This is a genomic window from Burkholderia sp. DN3021, from assembly GCF_049805555.1.
Taxonomy (GTDB): Bacteria; Pseudomonadota; Gammaproteobacteria; order Burkholderiales; family Burkholderiaceae; genus Burkholderia; species Burkholderia pyrrocinia_C.
On the sequence record NZ_JBNCAB010000002.1, the window covers coordinates 115,332 to 133,376 of the forward strand.

Below are 18,045 nucleotides of genomic sequence, written 5' to 3' on the forward strand. Positions count from 1 at the left end.
CTATCCTTTCACGCACACCACCTGGCGCAGCGTATGCACCACTTCGACGAGGCTGCGCTGGGCCGCCATCACCGCGTCGATGTCCTTGTAGGCCATCGGAATCTCGTCGACGACACCCGCGTCCTTCCGGCATTCGACGCCTTGCGTCGCCTTCGCCTGGTCGTCGGCCGTGAAGCGGCGCTTCGCTTCGGTGCGGCTCATCGTCCGGCCCGCGCCGTGGCTGCACGAGCAGAAGCTTTCCGGATTGCCGAGCCCGCGCACGATGAAGCTCTTCGCGCCCATCGAACCCGGAATGATCCCGAGCTGCCCCTTCTGCGCGGACACCGCGCCCTTGCGCGTCACGAGCACGTCTTCGCCGAAGTGGCGTTCGCGCTGCACGTAGTTGTGGTGGCAGTTCACCGCGTGCTCGTCGACCGCGAACGGCTTGCCGATCACGCCGCGCGCCGCGCCGATCACCGCGTCCATCATCGCCTGCCGGTTGCGCCGCGCGTAGTCCTGCGCCCAGCCGACCGCTTCGACGTAATCGTCGAAGTGCCGGCTGCCCTCGGTGAAATACGCGAGGTTGCGGTCCGGCAGGTTCGCGATGTGCTGCCGCATGTCGGCCTGCGCGAGTTCGATGAACAGGCTGCCGATCGCGTTGCCGACGCCGCGCGAGCCGCTATGCAGCATGAACCACACGTGGTCCGCTTCATCGACGCACACTTCGATGAAGTGATTGCCGGTGCCGAGCGTGCCGAGATGCGCGTAGTGGTTCGTCTTTTCCAGCTTCGGATACTTGTCGACGATTCGCTGGAAACCCGGCAGCAGCGATTTCCACGATTCGGTCACGGCGGCCGGCGTGCGATCGCCCCACGCGCCCGGATCGCGGCGGCCCGGCGCGCGGCCGTGCGGCACCGCGCGTTCGATCGCGCTGCGCAGCCCGGCGAGCGAGTCCGGCAAGTCGGACGCCGTCAGCGTCGTGCGCGCGGCCATCATCCCGCAGCCGATGTCGACGCCGACCGCGGCCGGAATGATCGCGCCCTTCGTCGGAATCACGCTGCCGATCGTCGAGCCCTTGCCGAGGTGGACGTCCGGCATCACCGCGACGTGGCGGAAGATGAACGGCATCTGCGCGGTGTTGCGCAGTTGCGCGCGCGCTTCGTCCTCGACGGCGACGCCTTGCGTCCACATCTTCACCGGCTTGCCGTTCGCCAGTTCCATCACCTGATAATCCATGTTGCTCATTTGCTTCACCATTCATTCATTTGCCCGGCGCGGTACACATGCGCACATGCACCGCGCCGTTTCATACCCTAAGCGCCCTTGATGCTGACGAGTCCGTTCAGCACCTGGTCGAGACCGCCGAACACCGAGATGCGGTCGATCCGTTCCGCGACGCGCTCGAGCGTTTCCAGCTCCTTGAGCCGCAGCGCGGTCGGGTTTTCTTCCATCACCTTCGCGGTGTTCAGCAGCGAACGCGTCGCCGCCGTTTCCTCGCGGCGGCGAATCACGTTCGCCTGCGCGGCTTTTTCGGCTTCGACCACCTGCGCGAGGATCGTCTTCATGTCGCCCGGCAGCACGATATCCTTCACGCCGACGCTGCGCACGTCCACGCCCGAGTTTTCGAGGCGCGCACGCACCTGTGCGATCACGACCTCGTCGATTGACTGCTTGTCTTCCAGCAGCTCGTCGAGCGAGCGCGTACCGACGGCCGCACGCAGTGCGAACTGCAGCTCGCGATACAGGTGCTCGACCGGCTTCTGCAACTGGCCGAACGCATGCAGCACGTCCGCATAGCACCACGTCGCCGACAGGTTCAGCCGCAGCGCGACCTTGTCGCGCGTCAGGATTTCCTGTCCGCCGACTTCGAGCGCCTGCACGCGCAGGTCGACGAGTTCGACCGCGACGTCGCGGTTGAAGCGCCAGAACGCCGATACACCTGCTTCCAGCAGCCGCTCGATCTTGCCGTCGATCTTCAGCACGCCGACGTGATACGCCGGCACCTGCGCCAGCAGCACGCCCGTCAGGCCCGCCACGCCGCGCGCACGCAGCGCCGGTTGCGCGATGCGCTTCACGAGCGCGGCCGGCAGCATGCTGTGCTGCGCGAGATCGACGCGTTCGAGACGATGCGCGATCAGGCCGCGCCAGTACAGCCGGCGCGTGCCTGGCGCCAGGATCTCGACGAGCACGTCGTCTTCATAGCGCAGGCCCGCTTCGTCGTCGGCCAGATCCATCGCGACGAAATAGTGCGCGAGCACGTCCTGCGCGTCGTGACGCAAGTAGTCGGCCAGCGCCTGGTCGGCGAGCGGCGTGTCGAGACGCGCGGTCTGCACCGACAGGCGATTGAACGGATCGAAGGCCTTGAACACGCCCGGTTCCAGCACCTTCACGAAATCGCCCTCGCTCATCAGCAGCGCGCGTTCGTTCTTTTTCACTACATGACGCTTCCACATATTCTTGTCCTTTTCTTCAATGACCGCCGGGTGACGCGCATCGTGCGGATCGCGGTGCGACGCAATCGGGCGGGCGGCACGGGGGCCGGCGCGGGCGCGGCACGGCGACGCATCCTGCATCGCGTCGTCGTGCGCGTTCGCGCGGGCCGTCCGGCCGCCTGGCCGATCGCGCGGAACCATGACCGGTCCGACGCGCGGCGGGCCTCGCGGCCCGCACCGGCGGGTACTGCTTCCATCAAGAGACTGTCGTTGCGGACAGTGTTCGAGCGGGATTCGAACCCGCTACACACCGGCTTTCGCCGGCTGCTCTACCCGAATGAGCTACCGAACGGTGGGCGCCCCGGGATTCGAACCCAGGCGAGGCTCCAGTGCGCGCCCCTTTGCCTTCGTCTGTCCATGGCGGCATGCGCTGCCGCGACGAACGAGGTTCGGCGGCGGCGCACCAGCAGGGCTTTGTGAACCCTGGCTCGCGGGCCAGCGGGACATCCGGCGCTTCCTATTTAGCGAGGAGCGTGCCAGTGGGGGGCTTTGGTGCTCGAAGAAAATTCTAGATCATTGAAAGTAAAGGGGAATTTATTGGGTCGTCTTGATTCGCGCCGGTCTTGCCTCCACGGAAGAATCAAGAAAATCCGATACAATCGGATCGCTTCTTATCCGATGAGATAAACATGCGAAAGACAGTCGCAATCGGCTTTCTCGGCACCGTGCTCGACCAGGGCGGCCGCGCGCCGCGCCGCTACCGCAAATGGCGGCCGACGATCTCGTTGTGCGAGCAGCCCGACCTGCCGATCGACCGGCTCGAGTTGCTGCATCCGCCGAGCTATACGCGCCTCGCCAACCAGGTGCGGGACGATCTCGCGCACCTGTCGCCGCGCACCGACGTGCGGCTCACGCCGCTCATGATCCACGACCCGTGGGATTTCGAGGAGGTTTATGCGACGCTGCACGACTACGCGCGCGCCTATCCGTTCGACCTCGAACACGAGGATTACCTGATCCACATCACGACCGGCACGCACGTCGCTCAGATCTGCTGGTTCCTGCTGGCGGAAGCGCGCTACCTGCCCGCGCGCCTCGTGCAGACGGGGCCGCCGCAGCGGACCGACGAAGGGCCGAGCGGGCCGGGCACGGTGTCGGTGATCGATCTCGACCTGTCGCGCTACAACCGGATCGCGCAGCGCTTCACGCGCGAACGCGACGAAACGGTGTCGTTCCTGAAGGCCGGCATCGCGACGCGCAACGCGCGCTTCAATGCGTTGATCGAGCAACTGGAGCGTGTGGCCGTGCGCTCGCGCGCGCCGATGCTGCTCGTCGGGCCGACGGGCGCCGGCAAGTCGTTTCTTGCCAAGCGCGTGTACGAGCTGAAGCGCGGCCGCCATCGGCTCGCGGGGCCGTTCATCGAGATCAACTGCGCGACGCTGCGCGGCGACGCGGCGATGTCGACACTGTTCGGCCACGTGAAGGGCGCGTTCACGGGCGCGCAGTCGGCACGCGCGGGGCTGCTGCGCGCGGCGGATGGCGGCCTGCTGTTTCTCGACGAGATCGGCGAACTCGGGCTCGACGAACAGGCGATGCTGCTGAAGGCGATCGAGGAAAAGCGCTTCCTGCCGGTTGGCGCGGACGTCGAGGTGGCCAGCGATTTCGAGCTGATCGCGGGCACGCACCGCGACCTGCGGCTGATGGTGGCGGCCGGCACGTTCCGTGAGGATCTCTATGCGCGGATCAATCTGTGGACGTACGAACTGCCGGGGCTCGCCGAGCGTCGCGAGGACATCGAGCCGAACCTCGAATTCGAGCTCGACCGTTTCGGCCGCGAGCAGGGCGAGCAGGTGCGGTTCAACGTCGAGGCGAAGCGGCGTTATCTCGCGTTCGCCGCGTCGCCGCGCGCGGCGTGGGCCGGTAACTTCCGCGAGTTGTCGGCGTCGGTCACGCGGATGGCGACGCTGGCCGATGCGGGACGGATCACCGAGGAACTTGCCGAGCAGGAGGTTGAGCGGCTGGCGCGCACGTGGTCGTCGCCGGGCGGCGCGGGCGCGTCCGATACGTGGGTCGATGCGGTGTTCGGTGCGCGTGCGGCGGAACTCGACCTGTTCGACCGCGCGCAGCTCGAACGCGTGCTCGACGTGTGCCGCGTGTCGGCGAGCCTGTCGGAAGCCGGACGCACGCTGTTCGCGGTGTCGCGGCAGAGCAAGAAGCAGCCGAACGATGCGGATCGGCTGCGCAAGTATCTCGCGCGCTTCGGGTTGGATTGGGAGGGGGTGCGGCTGGCGCTCGACGTGGCGCGGTGAGCGCGGCGGCGCGGATGCCGCGCGGAGCCGAACGGCCCCGCAAGCACGCGGGCGGGTTCGGTCACGCCGCTGCCGCCTCCCGGAACGGCGCGAGGAACGCCCATTCCGGCTGCGCCGCGGCAACATCCGCCAGCCCGCGCGCGAACGCCTGCACCGGCAGCCACGGATACCCGAACGCCGCGTGCAGCGCATCGAGTTTCACCGACTGCGGGTCGTCGATCGTATCCATCCGCGCGATATGAATGTGCAGCGCGGCAACCCGCGCAACGCCTTGGCCATCGCACGCGAACTGCCAGCGATACGTGCCGTGCCCGATCCGTAGCGCACCGTTGTCCTTCTGCCGCATCACGACGAGCCACGGCATTCCGCTTTCGCCGTGTTCGTCGACGGCCGGTTCCGTGCAGACGTAATAGGTCCGGCACCGCTCGAACCGCTCGCCGAATTCCTCGACCAGCGTGCGCGCAATGGCCGCCGTGCCCGTCACGCGCGGCGGAAAATCGATGTCGTCGTTCGCGAGCGAAAAGCTCAGCTCGGCATCGGCCGCGAAGCAGTCGGCGATCAGCGCGGGCCGGTTCAGGTCCTTCGCGCGCAGATAGCATTCGAGCAGCGCGCGAACCTGCGCGGGATGAAGCGGGAAGGGCATGGTCGAGCCTCCAGTATCGGGTTATCGGGCCGCACGCTCCGGCATGCGTAAGCGGTGGCCACGCTGCCGGTTGCGGGCTGACGTAATCGAACGCGCACTCACGCGCGGCAGATCGCGATGATTTCCGCGCTGGTTGCGTCGTCGAACGGTGCGCGTTGCCAGTCGCCGCACCAGTCGGCCGACGCGAATCCGGCCGCAGCGACGCGCGCCTGCAATTCGGGCTGTGCGATGAAGCGCAGCCGGCTCGTGTTCTTCAGCAACATGTCGTCGCGACGGAAACGGTAGTACGTGTCGAACGTCACGATCGCGCCGTCTACCGCGCGCACCGCATGATGGAGATCGACGCCACCTGATTCGCGCGATTCGACGCTGCATGTCGAATGCTCCGGCGTCCAGGCGCGCCACGGCTCGACGCACGGGTTGCGGGTGTCGAACAGGAAACGGCCGCCGTCAGCGAGCACGCGTCGCACGCCGCGCAACGTTGCGTCGATGTCGTCGTCGGTCAGCAGGCACTGGAATGCATGCCCGGTCATTACGACGACATCGAACGACGCGCCGGGCGGCAGGCCGACCAGATCGCAGGCGATCCAGCGTATCGCGTCGGCGCCCGGCTGGCGTCGTGCGTAATCGACCATCGCCGGCGCGGGATCGATCGCAACGACGTCGTGCCCGGTCGCCGCGAGCCGGCGCGCGAACGTGCCGGTGCCGCAGCCGAGATCGAGGATGCGTTGCCGCGCGGCGCCGATCACGGATGCGTAGAACGCGAAGTCGCGATCGCCCGCGTTGAACAGGTCGTAGACCGCGACGAGGCGCGGGTCGGTGTAGAGGGCTTCGCCGGCGGGCGCCGCGCGGGACGTCATGCGGCCGCGTGCATCAGCGCTGCTGCACGGCCACACGCAGCCCGAGCGCGATGAAGATCGAGCCGATGATCTTCCCCTGCCAGCGCGTGAGCCACGTGAGCCGCTTCACGATGCGGCCGAGCGGGCGGATCGAGCATGCGATCAGCGACGTATAGAGCGAGCTGAGGACGACGAAGATCAGCCCGAGCACCGCGAACTGCACGAACGTCGAGCCGCGTTCCGGATGCACGAACTGCGGCATGAACGCGAGGAAGAACAGCGCGGTCTTCGGATTCAGCACTTCGGCGGGAATCGCCTGCAGGTACGCGTTGAGCGGCGTGACGGGCGACACCGTCGGCAGCGACGGATCGGACGGTTTGTCGAGCAGCGCGCGCACGCCGAGATAGATCAGGTATGCGGCGCCGACCAGCTTCACGACGTTGAATGCGAGCGCCGACGTCATCAGCAGCGCGGACAGCCCGACCGCCGCGAACAGCGTATGCACGAAGTCGCCGCTCGCGACGCCGAGGCCGGTCAGGATGCCGGTCCTGCGGCCACCCTGCACGGTGCGGCTCAGCACGAGCAGCACGGCGGGGCCGGGGATCAGGAACAGGCCCAGAACGACGGCCGTGAAGGTGGTCAGCGTGGTCAGGTCGAACATGGCGGCTCCGGCAGGTTGGCACGGTGGCGGGGGATCGGCGCATTGTATTCGGTTCGGCGCGCGTCTGCCGACGCATCCCGCGAACCGCCCGGCTGCGCCGCTGCCTTTCTGGTATAAGCACGAAACGACGCGCGGGCACGGCGTCCGCTTCCTCCACCGCCTACCGTTTCATGCGCAAGCTTCCACCGACCACCGATCCCGCCGCGGACGCCGACGTCTACCACGTGCCGCGTCCGCTCGTCGTGTTCGGCGGCTCGGTCGTCGAGCCCGAGTGGCGGCTGGAGCGGCACAGTCATCGCCAGGCGCAGTTGCTCTACACGCTGAGCGGCGTCATCTATTGCGAGATCGACGGCGGCGTGTGGAGCGCACCGCCGCAATGCACCGTGTGGATTCCGGGCGACGTCCCGCATGCGGCGCGCGGTTCGGCCGGCGCGACCTTCTATGCGGTGCTGGTCGAACCCGATGCCGCGCTGGATTTGCCCGCGCACTGCTGCACGCTGTCGATGTCGCCGCTGCTGCGTGAACTGCTGCTGAAGGCGGCGAGCTTCCCGAACCTGTACGACGTCGACGGTCCGCAAGGGCGGCTGATGGCGACGCTGCTCGACGAACTCGTCGCGGCGCCGGTCGAGGACCTGTACCTGCCGATGCCGGCCGACCGCCGGCTGCGCAAGCTGATCGACCATCTGCTCGACGATCCGGCCGACAAGTCGTCGCTGCCCGAACTCGCGCGGTGTGCAGGCATCAGCGAGCGCAGCCTGACACGGCTCGCGACGAAGGAGCTCGGGATGAGCCTCGGCGACTGGCGCCGGCGGCTGCACGTCGCGCTGTCGCTGCGGATGATGACGACCGGCCGCCGCGTGCACCAGATCGCGATCGATCTCGGCTACGAGAGCGCGAGCAGCTTCGTGACGATGTTCCGCAAGGCGACGGGCAAGTCGCCGACGCAATTCCTGACCGACCGGCAACGCTGAACGGCCGCCGTGCGCACGTTTGGCTGAAATGAGAAAGCAGTTGGCCGGGATGAAAAATGACGCGGTCGGCCTCGACCCATAAAATGAGAATCGTTCTCATCTGGAGGCCGACATGCAGATCGTCACGACTGAATTCCCGTTTGTCTGGTTGCGTTACAGCGGCTCGACGCACACCGACCCCGCCCACCTGCTCGCCGAACTCGACGCGTTGCTGGCGCGCCGCGAACGCTTCGTTTTCCTGACCGACGACGCGCCGTCCGGCGACGATCGCGGCGCCGGCGATCACGAACTGCGCAAGCAACTCGCGAAGTGGAGCAAGGCCAACCGCGCGCAGTCGCGCGAATGGATCCCCGCGATGATCGCGATCGAGCCCGACGCGCTGCGGCGTGCGGCGCTCGACGCATTCTCGGGCGCGTTCGAGAAAGTCTGGGGCTATCCGCTGAACGCGGCGGCGACCCGCGACGACGCACTTGCGCTGGCGCAACGGCTGCTCGACGTACCGGCGCGCGGCGCTACGGCGGCGAACGGCTGAACCGGCTGCTGCGCCGGCGGCGCGGCTTTCCTCGACATGCATGCACGGCGCACGAATGCGTGCCGCGGCATGCTGCAACCACGCAGGGGTGTCCGGTGGACAATCCGATCCGCGCGATGCGCATCTTCACGCGCATCGTCGAAATGAACAGCTTTACGCGCGCGGCGCAGGCGCTCGGCATTTCGCGCGCGACCGCGACGCGGACCGTGCAGGAGCTCGAAGCGGCGCTCGGCATGCCGCTGCTGGTGCGCACGACGCGCGCGCTGCGGGCGACGCCCGAAGGCGACGCGTATTACCGGCGCTGCCTGCGCATCACGGCGGACGTCGACGAGCTCGAGGCCAGCATCCGCGGCGCCGCGCTGCATCCGAGCGGGCCGCTGCGCGTCGAATTGCCGGGATCGGTGGCGGGCGCGATCGTGCTGCCGGCGCTCGGCGAATTTCATGCGCGGCATCCCGATCTCGTGCTGATGCTCGGCGTGTCCGGGCGCGCGGCCGACATGGTCGGCGACGCGGTCGACTGCAGCATCCGGCTTGGCGCGCTACCCGATTCGTCGCTCGTCGCGCGCCGGCTCGGCATGCTCGAGCGCGTGACGTGCGCGAGCCCTGCCTATCTCGACCGCCACGGCGTCCCGCGCACACTCGACGATCTCGCCGCGCATCGCGCGGTCGGCGTGGCGTCCGTTTCCGGCCAGCGCACGGCCGAACTCGATTTCACGGTGGATGGCGCGGTACGCAAGGTCCGGCTTGACGCCATCGTCAGCGTGGACGACGAGCACGCGTATCTCGCGTGCGGCGTGGCCGGCCTTGGGCTGACCCAGCCGCCGCGTGTCGTCGCGCAGCCGCTCATTGACGCGGGGCGCTTGCGGGAAGTGCTGCCGCAATGGCGGCCCGATGCGGTCGCCGTGTCGGCCGTCTACGTGAAGCGCCCGCATGTGTCGCCCGGCGTGCGTGCGTTCGTCGACTGGATCGCCGAGCGGTTTGCGCAGGACCGGGAAGGCGTGGTTGTCGCGGGGGCCATGGCGCGACAGCCGGTGCCGGAAGCCGTCGAGATGAACGATCGCGAGGGTAGTCAGGTGGCGATGGCGTGAACGAAGGGCGATCAATCGTTCGCGAGATGGAACGCGCCGGCCATGCGCTCCTGCTCCCGGGCGGGAAGTGCGAGTCGCGTCGCTAGCGTTCTCCATTGGCTGACGACGCCGCGGAAGTCGTCGATGATCTCGTCGGCGTCCTGCAGCTTGAGCCGAAAGTATTCGCACACCTCGCGGGCGAGGTCGAGTGTGTTGTCTGCTCTTGCGGCTGTGCAGGAGTCCGAGCTTTCGCGGTTCAGGCAAACCGTCCCAATCTGCGTAGACACCGATCGTCGTCATTTCCCGCGATGCTCCCCATGCCGTTTTCGTGCCGGCTTCAGCAATGCGACAAGATCGGCTGCCGTCGTGCCGCGGGTATCGCCGGGTTCGGTGGTTTCGGATGCCGCCGTGCCTGCTTCGGCCGCTTTCGTGGCGGAGGGAGCGCTTGCGCGCATGCGCCGATCGGGCGTGGGCGACGTGGCGGAGGAAAGAGACGGCGCGGTTCGTCGGGCGGATCGTGGTTTGACGAGACGGGCGTCCTGAAGCTGGCGGCCGAATTCGTCCGTGGCGGCCAGCTTTTCCAGATCGTGCTGGAGCCCCAGCACCTGCATGACGGACAGATAGGCGCCGATGGTGACGCCCGACCCGCCGGCTTCCAGCGAACGAAGCGTCATCGGCGACATGCCGGCGCGTTCCGCAACCTGCTTGGCCGTCAGCTTCCGGCGCAGGCGCGCAAGCTTCAGCCGCTCGCCGAATTCGGCGAGCAGTTGGTTCGATACTGGCAGGAGCGGAGCCGTCTTTTGTGCCATAAGGCTAATATTTCAATGTTTTGCTAACGAAGATGCCAGAATATTAGCACAATCAATTCGGCGCGCGGGCGGCTTTGAGGCTTGGTCGATATGTGGGAATGTAAATATTTTGGCGATTAGCGGATGAATTCGCCAAAATAATTGGTTTTCTGGCATCCACTTCATGCGCGCGGAGCGGTCGTGCGCCCCATTCCGATTCCTACACCGTCCTCAACCGCCCCCAACTCGTCCGCCAGAAAATCGACGAACGCGCGAATCCGCGCGGACATCTGGTGACGTTGCGCGTACACCGCATAGATATCGGCGCCCGGTGTTTCGTGGTCGGGCAGCACGACCACGAGGCGGCCGTCGGCGAGATAGTCGCGGAGGTCCCATTCGGCGCGCATCAGGATTCCGTGCCCGTCGAGCGCCCACTTCACGGCGATCTCGCCGTCGTTCGTCGTCAGGTTGCCGTTGATCCGCACGGCTTCCGTCTGGCGTGCCGCGCCGCGCCCGCTCGTCAGGCGCCAGATCCCGTAACCTTCGTCGCCCTGCCGGATGCCGATGCAGTTGTGCCGCGTCAGGTCGTGCGGCGTGCCGGGCGTGCCGTGCCGCGCGAGATACGCGGGCGCCGCGCACAGCAGCCGGCGGTTCGGCGCGAGCCGCCGCGCGACGACGCGCGTGTCGGGCGGCTCGCCGAAGCGGATGCACACGTCGAACGCGTCGTCGGTCAGCGGCGGCGGCATCACCGACAACTGCAGCTGCACCGACACCTCCGGATAGCGCGCGACGAAGCGCGAGATCGCGGGCCCGACGTGGCTGCGCCCGAAACCGAGCGTCGCGTTCACGCGCAGCAGCCCCTTCGGGCGCTGCTTCGCGCTGCCGAGCAGCTCGCCGAGTTCGTCCATCTGGTCGAGGATCCGGCGCGCGTAGTCGAGATACACGTCGCCTTCGGGCGTCAGCATCATCCGCCGCGTCGTGCGGTTGACGAGCGTCACGCCCGCGCGCCGCTCCATCTGCGTGAGCCGCTTGCTGACGGCCGCCGCGGTCAGCCCGAGTTCGCGCGCGGCCGCGCTCAGGCTGCCCGACGCGGCCAGCGTCGAGAAGAAGCCGAGATCGGCCGGCTGAACGGTATCCGCCATGATGGGATTCGTGAATTGAAGTTAAAGATGCTTTGATTCTAGCGCCGGTTCCTGCACTCCTGGTTCGGTAAAGTGCGTTCACGCTCACGATCAATCGAGGATGTCCGCATGAAGACCTACCGTATCGCAACGATTCCCGGCGACGGCATCGGCAAGGAAGTGGTGCCGGCCGGCAAGCAGGTGCTGGAAGCGCTGGCCCACGGCTGCGATCGTTTCGCGTTCGAGTTCGAGGATTTCGACTGGGGTGCCGATTACTACCGCCAGCACGGCGCGATGATGCCGGCCGATGGCCTCGACGCGCTGCGCGGCAAGGACGCGATCCTGTTCGGCTCGGCGGGCGACCCCGACGTGCCCGATCACGTGACGCTGTGGGGGCTGCGCCTGAAGATCTGCCAGGGCTTCGACCAGTATGCGAACGTGCGCCCGACGCGCATCCTGCCCGGCATCGACGCGCCGCTGAAGCGCTGCGGGCCGGACGACCTGAACTGGGTCATCGTCCGCGAGAACTCCGAGGGCGAATACGCGGGCGTCGGAGGCCGCGTGCACCAGGGCCATCCGATCGAAGCCGCGACCGACGTGTCGATCCTCACGCGCGCCGGCGTCGAACGCATCATGCGCTTCGCGTTCCGGCTCGCGCAGTCGCGTCCGCGCAAGCTGCTGACCGTGATCACGAAGAGCAACGCGCAGCGGCACGCAATGGTGATGTGGGACGAGATCGCGAAGCAGATCGCGCAGGAATTCCCCGACGTCACGTGGGACAAGGAGCTCGTCGACGCGGCGACCGCGCGCATGGTCAACCGGCCGGCGTCGCTCGACACGATCGTCGCGACCAACCTGCACGCGGACATCCTCAGCGATCTCGCCGCCGCGCTCGCCGGCAGCCTCGGCATCGCGCCGACCGGCAACATCGATCCTGAGCGTCGTTATCCGTCGATGTTCGAGCCGATCCACGGCTCCGCGTTCGACATCATGGGGCAGGGGCTCGCGAATCCGGTCGGCACGTTCTGGTCGGTCGTGATGCTGCTCGAGCATCTCGGCGAAACGGAAGCCGCCGCGCGCGTGATGCAGGCGATCGAGGCCGTGACGGCCGACCCGTCGCTGCATACGCGCGACCTCGGCGGCAGCGCGACGACCGCGCAGGTGACGGCGGCCGTGTGCGAGCGCGTCGCGAACGCGGCGGTCGCGGCCTGACGATCGACGCGGCGCTGTGCATGCGCGCCGCAACGTAGCGGCGGCGCGCATGCGCAACCGGCAACCGGTAGCCGGCCGCCACCCGTTCGTCGTCCCACCGGTTTTTTATGCCCGCGACTCGCGCGTCCGACGCGAGCCGGGCGCCGACCCGCGCACTTCGTCGCGGCGCCGGCGAGTATTCACGGACAGAGCACGGCTCGACCTCGAAGGAGGAGACACATGCAAACGGATCTGGAAACCCGCGTCGCGCGGAAACTGATGTGGCGCATCATTCCGTTCGTGATGCTGCTTTACTTCGTCAGCTTTCTCGATCGCGTCAACGTCGGCTTTGCCGCGATGACGATGAACAAGGCGATCGGCCTGTCGCCGACCGCGTTCGGGTTCGGCGGCGGCCTGTTCTTCATCGGCTACTTCCTGTTCGAAGTGCCGTCCAACCTGATCCTTCACCGCGTCGGCGCGCGCATCTGGATCGCGCGCGTGATGATCACGTGGGGCCTCGTGTCGGCCGTGTCCGCGTTCGCGGCCGGGCCGACGAGCTTCTACGTGCTGCGCTTCCTGCTCGGCGTGGCCGAAGCCGGGTTCTTCCCCGGCATCATCCTGTATCTCAGCCTGTGGTTCCCCGCGAAGCAGCGCGCGGTGGCCGCCGCGTGGTTCATGGCGGCCGCGCCGATCTCGACCGCGATCGGCTCGCCGCTGTCGGGCGCGATCATGCAGATGCCGCCGATGTTCGGGCTCGCCGACTGGCAGATGCTGTACATCGTCGAAGCGCTGCCGGCGGTCGCGCTCGGCTTCGTCGTGCTGAAGTGCCTGACCGATTCGCCGTCGAAGGCCGCATGGCTGCGGCCGGACGAGCGCGACTGGCTGATCGCGAAGCTGAAGGCCGAAGCGGACGTGCGCCACACGCATGCCGGGCATACGGCCGGCGCGTGGCAGGCGCTACGCGATCCGCGCGTGCTGGCGCTCGCGCTGATCTACTTCGGCACGTCGGCGGGGCTCTATACGCTCGGGCTGTGGGCGCCGCTGATGGTCAAGCAGTTCGGCTTCACCGCGCTGCAGACGGGCCTGCTGACCGGCATCCCCAGCATCGCCGCCGTCGTCGCGATGATCGTCTGGGCGCGGCATTCGGATCGCACCGGCGAGCGCACGTGGCACGTGGTGATTCCGTGTGTGCTCGCGTGCATCGGCTTCGTGTTCGCGGGGCAGGCGAGCACCGCGCTCCTGACCGTGCTCGCGCTGGTCGTCGTCAACATCGGGATCAGTGCCGCGAAGGCGCCGCTGTGGGCGATGCCGAGCGCGTTCCTGTCGGGCGCGGGCGCGGCTGCGGGGATCGCGATGATCAACTCGATCGGCAACCTCGGCGGGTTCGTCGGGCCGTTTGCGATCGGCTGGCTCAAGCACGCGACGGGCGGGTATGCGGCGGGGCTCTACGTGGTGGCCGGTACGCTTGCGGTGTCGGCAGTCGTCACGCTGATGCTGAGCCGCAAGGGGGCGCGGGAGCAAGTCGTGGCGGGGGCGCAGCAGCATCATTGAAGGCGGCGCGCGCCCGCGATCATGCATCCGGACGCGCACGCCGTGCGGTCACGACGGTGAGCGCGCGCGGATTCCCCGGCCGGGGTATTGCTTACGCATTGAACCAGAACCACAGGCCCGGGATGCAGAGCAGAAGGTGCAGCGGGAGCGCAACACGGAATGACGCTCGCGGAGGTTGGTCCGCTTTCGACGCGTCGGCCGCGAGACAAACGATACCGACGGCAAGCGCCAGGACGGAGATGGTGGCCATGCTCCGCAGGCCGAAGCCGAGAACGCCGACGCCCGCATAGGGATCGGCCATCGAGCTGGCATAGCCGTAGCACATCACCATCGCGATGATTTCAATGACCGCGATCCACGCGAGGATAGAGCCGCATCGTGTCGTCATGTTGTCTCGGGTGTCGTTCCCGGTTGGCGAAAAGTCCAGAGGATACACGGGACTGCGGTGAGGTTCTTCGCGACGGTGCGCGATCGAAGCGGCCGCGTCAATGTGCGGGAAGCGCCGCACGGCGAGCGATCTCCGTCGCACACGCATCGGCCGATGCCTTCGACGTATCGATCACGCAATCGCTGAACGCGCGCGCCGCATACCCTTCCCGATACATCTCGGCGATACGCTGCCGCTCCCAATCCGTCAGTGCGCGCGTGCCGCGATTCGAAGCCGCGACCGCTTCGGGCGGCGCGAGCGTCACGACGAACAACCGCGCATCGCGCGCATCGCAAGCCGCGCGCAGCCGTTCGAATTCCGCGTCGCCGATCGGATAGGCGATCACCAGATGGCGCTCGCGCGCCTGCGTGATTTGCGTGACGAGACGCTCCAGCGCGATCGCCCACTGCACGTCGAACGGTGCGTCGTCGGGCGCATCGTGATCGTCGCCGTCGATGAAGCGCGCATCGGGCAGCGTGCGTGCGAGTGCGCTGCCGATCGTCGTCTTGCCGCTGTTGATCGGGCCGTTCAGGTGAATGACGGTAAGGGTAGTCATAAGGAAAGGCGGAAGTCGAACGACTCGCAGCTTGCCATGAGCGGTGCGGCGTTGCAGTGCCGTTTGCGCGAGGCGCAGCGTCGTGCGATTGCGGAGGGAAAGCGAAAAAGCGGGGAGCGGCGGAAGGAGAAGCAGGCTGCGTGCGTGATGATCGGTACACGCAGCCTGCCCGGCCGTGCCGCATTCAGCGATGCGGCACGGCGTCGAACGAAGCGACTTACTTGTCGTCGCCCTTGATCTGCGGCAACGCCGACGATTCACCCGGCGTCAGCAGCCCGACTTGCGAATACACGCGCAGCTTGTCGCGCGTATCGGTGATGTCGAGGTTGCGCATCGTCAGCTGGCCGATCCGGTCGCGCGGCGAGAACGTCGATGCCACTTTCTCCATCGACAGGCGTTCCGGCTGGTACGTGAGGTTCGGCGACTTCGTGCTCAGGATCGAGTAGTCGTTGCCGCGGCGCAGTTCGATCTTCACTTCGCCGGTAATCGCGCGCGCGACCCAGCGCTGGGCCGTTTCGCGCAGCATGATCGCCTGCGGATCGAACCAGCGGCCCTGGTACAACAGGCGGCCGAGACGGCGGCCGTTCTCGCGGTACTGCTCGATCGTGTCTTCGTTGTGGATGCCGGTGACGAGACGCTCGTACGCGATGTACAGCAGCGCGAGGCCCGGGGCTTCATAGATGCCGCGGCTCTTCGCCTCGATGATCCGGTTCTCGATCTGGTCGCTCATGCCGAGGCCGTGGCGGCCGCCGATGCGGTTCGCTTCGAGCAGCAGCTCGACCTGATCCTTGAACTCGACGCCGTTCAGCGCGACCGGCTGGCCGGCTTCGAAGCGCACCGTCACTTCCTCGGCGGCGATCTTCACGTCGTCGCGCCAGAACGCGACGCCCATGATCGGGTTCACGATCTTGATGCCGCTTTCGAGGCTTTCGAGATCCTTCGCCTCGTGCGTCGCGCCGAGCAGGTTCGAATCGGTCGAATAGGCCTTCTCGGCCGACATCTTGTACGCGAAACCGGCCTGGTTCATGAATTCGGACATTTCGGCGCGGCCGCCGAGCTCGTCGATGAACGTCTGGTCGAGCCACGGCTTGTAGATCTTCAGGTCCGGGTTCACGAGCAGGCCGTAGCGGTAGAAGCGCTCGATGTCGTTGCCCTTGTACGTGCTGCCGTCGCCCCAGATGTTGACGCCGTCTTCCTTCATCGCGGCGACGAGCATCGTGCCCGTCACGGCGCGGCCGATCGGCGTCGTGTTGAAGTACGTGACGCCGGCCGTCGTGATGTGGAACGCGCCGCTTTGCAGCGCCGCGATGCCTTCGGCGACGAGCTGCGCGCGGCAGTCGATCAGGCGGGCGCCGGCTGCGCCGTATTCGATCGCACGCTTCGGGATCGCGTCGTAATCGTCTTCGTCGGGCTGGCCGAGGTTCGCCGTGTATGCGTACGGGACGGCGCCCTTCAGTTTCATCCAGTGCAGCGCGGCGCTGGTGTCCAGGCCGCCGGAGAAGGCGATACCGACCTTCTGGCCGGTCGGGAGGCTTTCGAGAATCGTGCTCATAGGAATTACCGTGGATTGGGTCCGGTGGGATCGTATTTCGCGGAATATGCGAGTATCGGCTGTCCGGGAAGTTGGGGCAAGGGCTGATTTTCGCGCGGATACGTCGTCCGGCCTGTCGCGGCGGGCCCGGCGGGCGGTTAACCAGGCGGAGAACGCGGCGCGAATCGGCGCCGATCGGCGGCCGAAACGGGCTCGGACGTGCGCCGTCGCGGGCGGTGCTTCCGGGGTCGGATCGGTCGAACGGCGTACTCGTCGCCGTCAGGATAGCGGTCCGCCAATCCGAAAGGAATATGAAAGGCAGGCGGGTGAAGCGCGGAATCCCGCGAACCTCAGATATTCCACGACTGTGCAGTATCGAGCAGCTTCTCGCGCAACTGATCGACTTCGCCGGCCAGCTTCGCCGTGATCGACACGTAGCCGGACAACTGCGGCGGCGGTGCGTCGTGCGGCGGGGCGGCCGGCCGGCGGCGCGGCGCGAGCCGGCTCGGCTTGCCGAACTTGAGCGCGCGGCTCGCGCCGACCAGCGTGTCGCGGATGCGCCGGTTCACGGCCTTCATCTCGACGCGCATGTATTCGCGGGCCGCCACGTCGTCGCGGGCCGGCACCGCGCTCGACAGGATCTCCAGATAACCGATGCACAGGCGCAGGCTGCGCTGGATCGCCTCGAGCTGCGTCATCGACGTCTCGCATTCCTTCGACACCGACGGCATCAGCGAACGCAGCTGCACGAGCAGCGCGCTCAGCGCGGCCATTTCCTTCAGGTGGGCGTCGTCGCTCACGTGGCGGTCGCCGGCGAGCCGCGCATGCACGGCCGCGCACGCGCGCAGCGCGTCGGCGAGCTTGTAGCGCCACGAGTAGGTTGCATAGAGCGGCAGCGCGAACGAGAACGCCAGCGCGATCGCGATGCCGATCAGCACGTTCACCGCGCGCCACAGGCCGTCGACGATCTCGTTGTCGCCGTGCCCGGCGACGATCACCATCGTGATCGCCGACAGCAGCGCGATATAGCCGGCCTTGCCGATCGCGTGATACGCGCAGATGCCGCACGCGAGCGCCATCAGCAGGTAGATCGCGATCGGTGCGTGCGCGGTGGAATACAGCAGGATCAGCCCGAGCCCCGCGAGCGCGCCGATCGACGTGCCGAGCGCGCGCTCGGCCGCCTTCTTGCGGATGTTGCCGTGATGCTGCAGCCCGCCGACGACGATCAGCACGGTGATCGTCGACCACTCTCCGTGCGGCACGCGCAGGCCGGTGGACAGGCCGATCGACACGAGAATCGCGAGCGCGACGCGCGCCGCATGGATCAGCTTCGCGTGCCGGTAGCGACGGTACGGATCGAGCAGCGGACGGAGCGCGTGGCGCAGGAGTGGCGGCAGCCGGGTAGGGAGCGAGGCGGTCATGACGGAGCTGAGGTGGCCGGAACGCG

Annotated in this window: 18 protein-coding genes and 1 tRNA gene; 6 read left to right on the top strand and 13 right to left on the bottom strand. The window is 67.4% G+C overall.

What is annotated here, in order from left to right; translation table 11 throughout:
- The 3 genes from ACPUER_RS01710 to ACPUER_RS01720 all read right to left on the bottom strand — a co-directional run bounded on the left by ACPUER_RS01710 (window position 1) and on the right by ACPUER_RS01720 (window position 2,763).
- A complete protein-coding gene (locus ACPUER_RS01710; RefSeq protein WP_279610702.1) occupies window positions 1–1,224 on the bottom strand; it encodes an RtcB family protein in 1,224 nt (407 codons plus the stop codon).
- Window positions 1,225–1,292: 68 nt separating this feature from the next.
- Window positions 1,293–2,432: a slipin family protein gene (locus ACPUER_RS01715; protein ID WP_425130197.1), complete on the bottom strand. Its 1,140-nt coding sequence runs from the start codon at window positions 2,430–2,432 to the stop codon at window positions 1,293–1,295.
- Between the two features lie 258 nt (window positions 2,433–2,690).
- Window positions 2,691–2,763, bottom strand: a tRNA-Phe gene (locus ACPUER_RS01720).
- A gap of 337 nt (window positions 2,764–3,100) precedes the next feature.
- On the opposite strand from ACPUER_RS01720, the gene rtcR reads away from it, so the two are divergent.
- Entirely contained in the window at window positions 3,101–4,720 is a 1,620-nt protein-coding gene (gene rtcR, locus ACPUER_RS01725; RefSeq protein WP_425130198.1) for an RNA repair transcriptional activator RtcR, read from the top strand.
- Between the two features lie 61 nt (window positions 4,721–4,781).
- On the opposite strand, the gene ACPUER_RS01730 is transcribed toward rtcR, so the two are convergent.
- The 3 genes from ACPUER_RS01730 to ACPUER_RS01740 form a co-directional block, all read right to left on the bottom strand.
- Window positions 4,782–5,363, bottom strand: a complete 582-nt coding sequence (locus tag ACPUER_RS01730) for a nuclear transport factor 2 family protein (protein ID WP_425130199.1) — start codon at window positions 5,361–5,363, stop codon at window positions 4,782–4,784.
- Between the two features lie 98 nt (window positions 5,364–5,461).
- Window positions 5,462–6,223, bottom strand: a complete 762-nt coding sequence (locus ACPUER_RS01735; RefSeq protein ID WP_425130200.1) for a class I SAM-dependent methyltransferase — start codon at window positions 6,221–6,223, stop codon at window positions 5,462–5,464.
- 13 nt (window positions 6,224–6,236) lie between these two features.
- On the bottom strand, window positions 6,237–6,863 hold the full coding sequence (locus ACPUER_RS01740; RefSeq protein ID WP_425130201.1) for a LysE family translocator: 627 nt from the start codon (window positions 6,861–6,863) through the stop codon (window positions 6,237–6,239).
- 170 nt (window positions 6,864–7,033) lie between these two features.
- Here ACPUER_RS01740 and ACPUER_RS01745 point away from each other — a divergent pair, with 170 nt between their 5' ends.
- The 3 genes from ACPUER_RS01745 to ACPUER_RS01755 all read left to right on the top strand — a co-directional run bounded on the left by ACPUER_RS01745 (window position 7,034) and on the right by ACPUER_RS01755 (window position 9,454).
- Window positions 7,034–7,834, top strand: coding sequence for an AraC family transcriptional regulator (locus ACPUER_RS01745; RefSeq protein ID WP_425130202.1), 801 nt, complete (start codon window positions 7,034–7,036; stop codon window positions 7,832–7,834).
- 112 nt (window positions 7,835–7,946) lie between these two features.
- A complete protein-coding gene (locus tag ACPUER_RS01750) occupies window positions 7,947–8,366 on the top strand; it encodes an ATP--cob(I)alamin adenosyltransferase (protein ID WP_425130203.1) in 420 nt (139 codons plus the stop codon).
- Between the two features lie 95 nt (window positions 8,367–8,461).
- Window positions 8,462–9,454, top strand: coding sequence for a LysR family transcriptional regulator (locus tag ACPUER_RS01755; RefSeq protein ID WP_175960570.1), 993 nt, complete (start codon window positions 8,462–8,464; stop codon window positions 9,452–9,454).
- Between the two features lie 11 nt (window positions 9,455–9,465).
- Here the strand turns inward: ACPUER_RS01755 and ACPUER_RS01760 are convergent, their stop codons facing one another.
- From ACPUER_RS01760 to ACPUER_RS01770, 3 genes are all read right to left on the bottom strand, one after another.
- Window positions 9,466–9,720 carry a hypothetical protein gene (locus tag ACPUER_RS01760; RefSeq protein ID WP_208457415.1) on the bottom strand — a complete coding sequence of 85 codons (255 nt, stop codon included), beginning with the start codon at window positions 9,718–9,720 and terminating at the stop codon, window positions 9,466–9,468.
- A gap of 9 nt (window positions 9,721–9,729) precedes the next feature.
- Window positions 9,730–10,242: a helix-turn-helix domain-containing protein gene (locus ACPUER_RS01765; protein WP_072439119.1), complete on the bottom strand. Its 513-nt coding sequence runs from the start codon at window positions 10,240–10,242 to the stop codon at window positions 9,730–9,732.
- A 161-nt stretch (window positions 10,243–10,403) separates the two neighbouring features.
- Window positions 10,404–11,363, bottom strand: a complete 960-nt coding sequence (locus ACPUER_RS01770) for a LysR substrate-binding domain-containing protein (protein ID WP_175960566.1) — start codon at window positions 11,361–11,363, stop codon at window positions 10,404–10,406.
- A 108-nt stretch (window positions 11,364–11,471) separates the two neighbouring features.
- On the opposite strand from ACPUER_RS01770, the gene ACPUER_RS01775 reads away from it, so the two are divergent.
- Both ACPUER_RS01775 and ACPUER_RS01780 read left to right on the top strand, forming a co-directional pair.
- Window positions 11,472–12,554: a tartrate dehydrogenase gene (locus tag ACPUER_RS01775; protein WP_425130204.1), complete on the top strand. Its 1,083-nt coding sequence runs from the start codon at window positions 11,472–11,474 to the stop codon at window positions 12,552–12,554.
- A gap of 219 nt (window positions 12,555–12,773) precedes the next feature.
- Window positions 12,774–14,084, top strand: a complete 1,311-nt coding sequence (locus tag ACPUER_RS01780) for an MFS transporter (protein ID WP_425130205.1) — start codon at window positions 12,774–12,776, stop codon at window positions 14,082–14,084.
- A gap of 91 nt (window positions 14,085–14,175) precedes the next feature.
- Here ACPUER_RS01780 and ACPUER_RS01785 read toward each other — a convergent pair whose 3' ends face one another.
- The 4 genes from ACPUER_RS01785 to ACPUER_RS01800 all read right to left on the bottom strand — a co-directional run bounded on the left by ACPUER_RS01785 (window position 14,176) and on the right by ACPUER_RS01800 (window position 18,019).
- Complete coding sequence (locus ACPUER_RS01785) at window positions 14,176–14,472, bottom strand: hypothetical protein (RefSeq protein ID WP_175960559.1); 297 nt, start codon at window positions 14,470–14,472, stop codon at window positions 14,176–14,178.
- 97 nt (window positions 14,473–14,569) lie between these two features.
- Window positions 14,570–15,067: a shikimate kinase gene (locus ACPUER_RS01790; protein ID WP_425130206.1), complete on the bottom strand. Its 498-nt coding sequence runs from the start codon at window positions 15,065–15,067 to the stop codon at window positions 14,570–14,572.
- Between the two features lie 217 nt (window positions 15,068–15,284).
- Window positions 15,285–16,619 (bottom strand): argininosuccinate synthase, encoded by a 1,335-nt coding sequence (argG, locus tag ACPUER_RS01795; RefSeq protein ID WP_321802450.1) that lies wholly within the window; start codon window positions 16,617–16,619, stop codon window positions 15,285–15,287.
- A 329-nt stretch (window positions 16,620–16,948) separates the two neighbouring features.
- Entirely contained in the window at window positions 16,949–18,019 is a 1,071-nt protein-coding gene (locus ACPUER_RS01800) for an FUSC family protein (protein ID WP_175960553.1), read from the bottom strand.
- Window positions 18,020–18,045 lie beyond the last annotated feature (26 nt).

Excerpts from the sequence above, each read along its gene's own strand:
- ACPUER_RS01710 (WP_279610702.1), bottom strand. The coding sequence starts at position 1,224 with ATGAGCAACATGGATTATCAGGTGATGGAACTGGCGAACGGCAAGCCG.
- ACPUER_RS01715 (WP_425130197.1), bottom strand. The coding sequence starts at position 2,432 with ATGTGGAAGCGTCATGTAGTGAAAAAGAACGAACGCGCGCTGCTGATG.
- rtcR (WP_425130198.1), top strand. The coding sequence starts at position 3,101 with ATGCGAAAGACAGTCGCAATCGGCTTTCTCGGCACCGTGCTCGACCAG.
- ACPUER_RS01730 (WP_425130199.1), bottom strand. The coding sequence starts at position 5,363 with ATGCCCTTCCCGCTTCATCCCGCGCAGGTTCGCGCGCTGCTCGAATGC.
- ACPUER_RS01735 (WP_425130200.1), bottom strand. The coding sequence starts at position 6,223 with ATGACGTCCCGCGCGGCGCCCGCCGGCGAAGCCCTCTACACCGACCCG.
- ACPUER_RS01740 (WP_425130201.1), bottom strand. The coding sequence starts at position 6,863 with ATGTTCGACCTGACCACGCTGACCACCTTCACGGCCGTCGTTCTGGGC.
- ACPUER_RS01745 (WP_425130202.1), top strand. The coding sequence starts at position 7,034 with ATGCGCAAGCTTCCACCGACCACCGATCCCGCCGCGGACGCCGACGTC.
- ACPUER_RS01750 (WP_425130203.1), top strand. The coding sequence starts at position 7,947 with ATGCAGATCGTCACGACTGAATTCCCGTTTGTCTGGTTGCGTTACAGC.
- ACPUER_RS01765 (WP_072439119.1), bottom strand. The coding sequence starts at position 10,242 with ATGGCACAAAAGACGGCTCCGCTCCTGCCAGTATCGAACCAACTGCTC.
- ACPUER_RS01770 (WP_175960566.1), bottom strand. The coding sequence starts at position 11,363 with ATGGCGGATACCGTTCAGCCGGCCGATCTCGGCTTCTTCTCGACGCTG.
- ACPUER_RS01775 (WP_425130204.1), top strand. The coding sequence starts at position 11,472 with ATGAAGACCTACCGTATCGCAACGATTCCCGGCGACGGCATCGGCAAG.
- ACPUER_RS01780 (WP_425130205.1), top strand. The coding sequence starts at position 12,774 with ATGCAAACGGATCTGGAAACCCGCGTCGCGCGGAAACTGATGTGGCGC.
- ACPUER_RS01785 (WP_175960559.1), bottom strand. The coding sequence starts at position 14,472 with ATGACGACACGATGCGGCTCTATCCTCGCGTGGATCGCGGTCATTGAA.
- ACPUER_RS01790 (WP_425130206.1), bottom strand. The coding sequence starts at position 15,067 with ATGACTACCCTTACCGTCATTCACCTGAACGGCCCGATCAACAGCGGC.
- argG (WP_321802450.1), bottom strand. The coding sequence starts at position 16,619 with ATGAGCACGATTCTCGAAAGCCTCCCGACCGGCCAGAAGGTCGGTATC.
- ACPUER_RS01800 (WP_175960553.1), bottom strand. The coding sequence starts at position 18,019 with ATGACCGCCTCGCTCCCTACCCGGCTGCCGCCACTCCTGCGCCACGCG.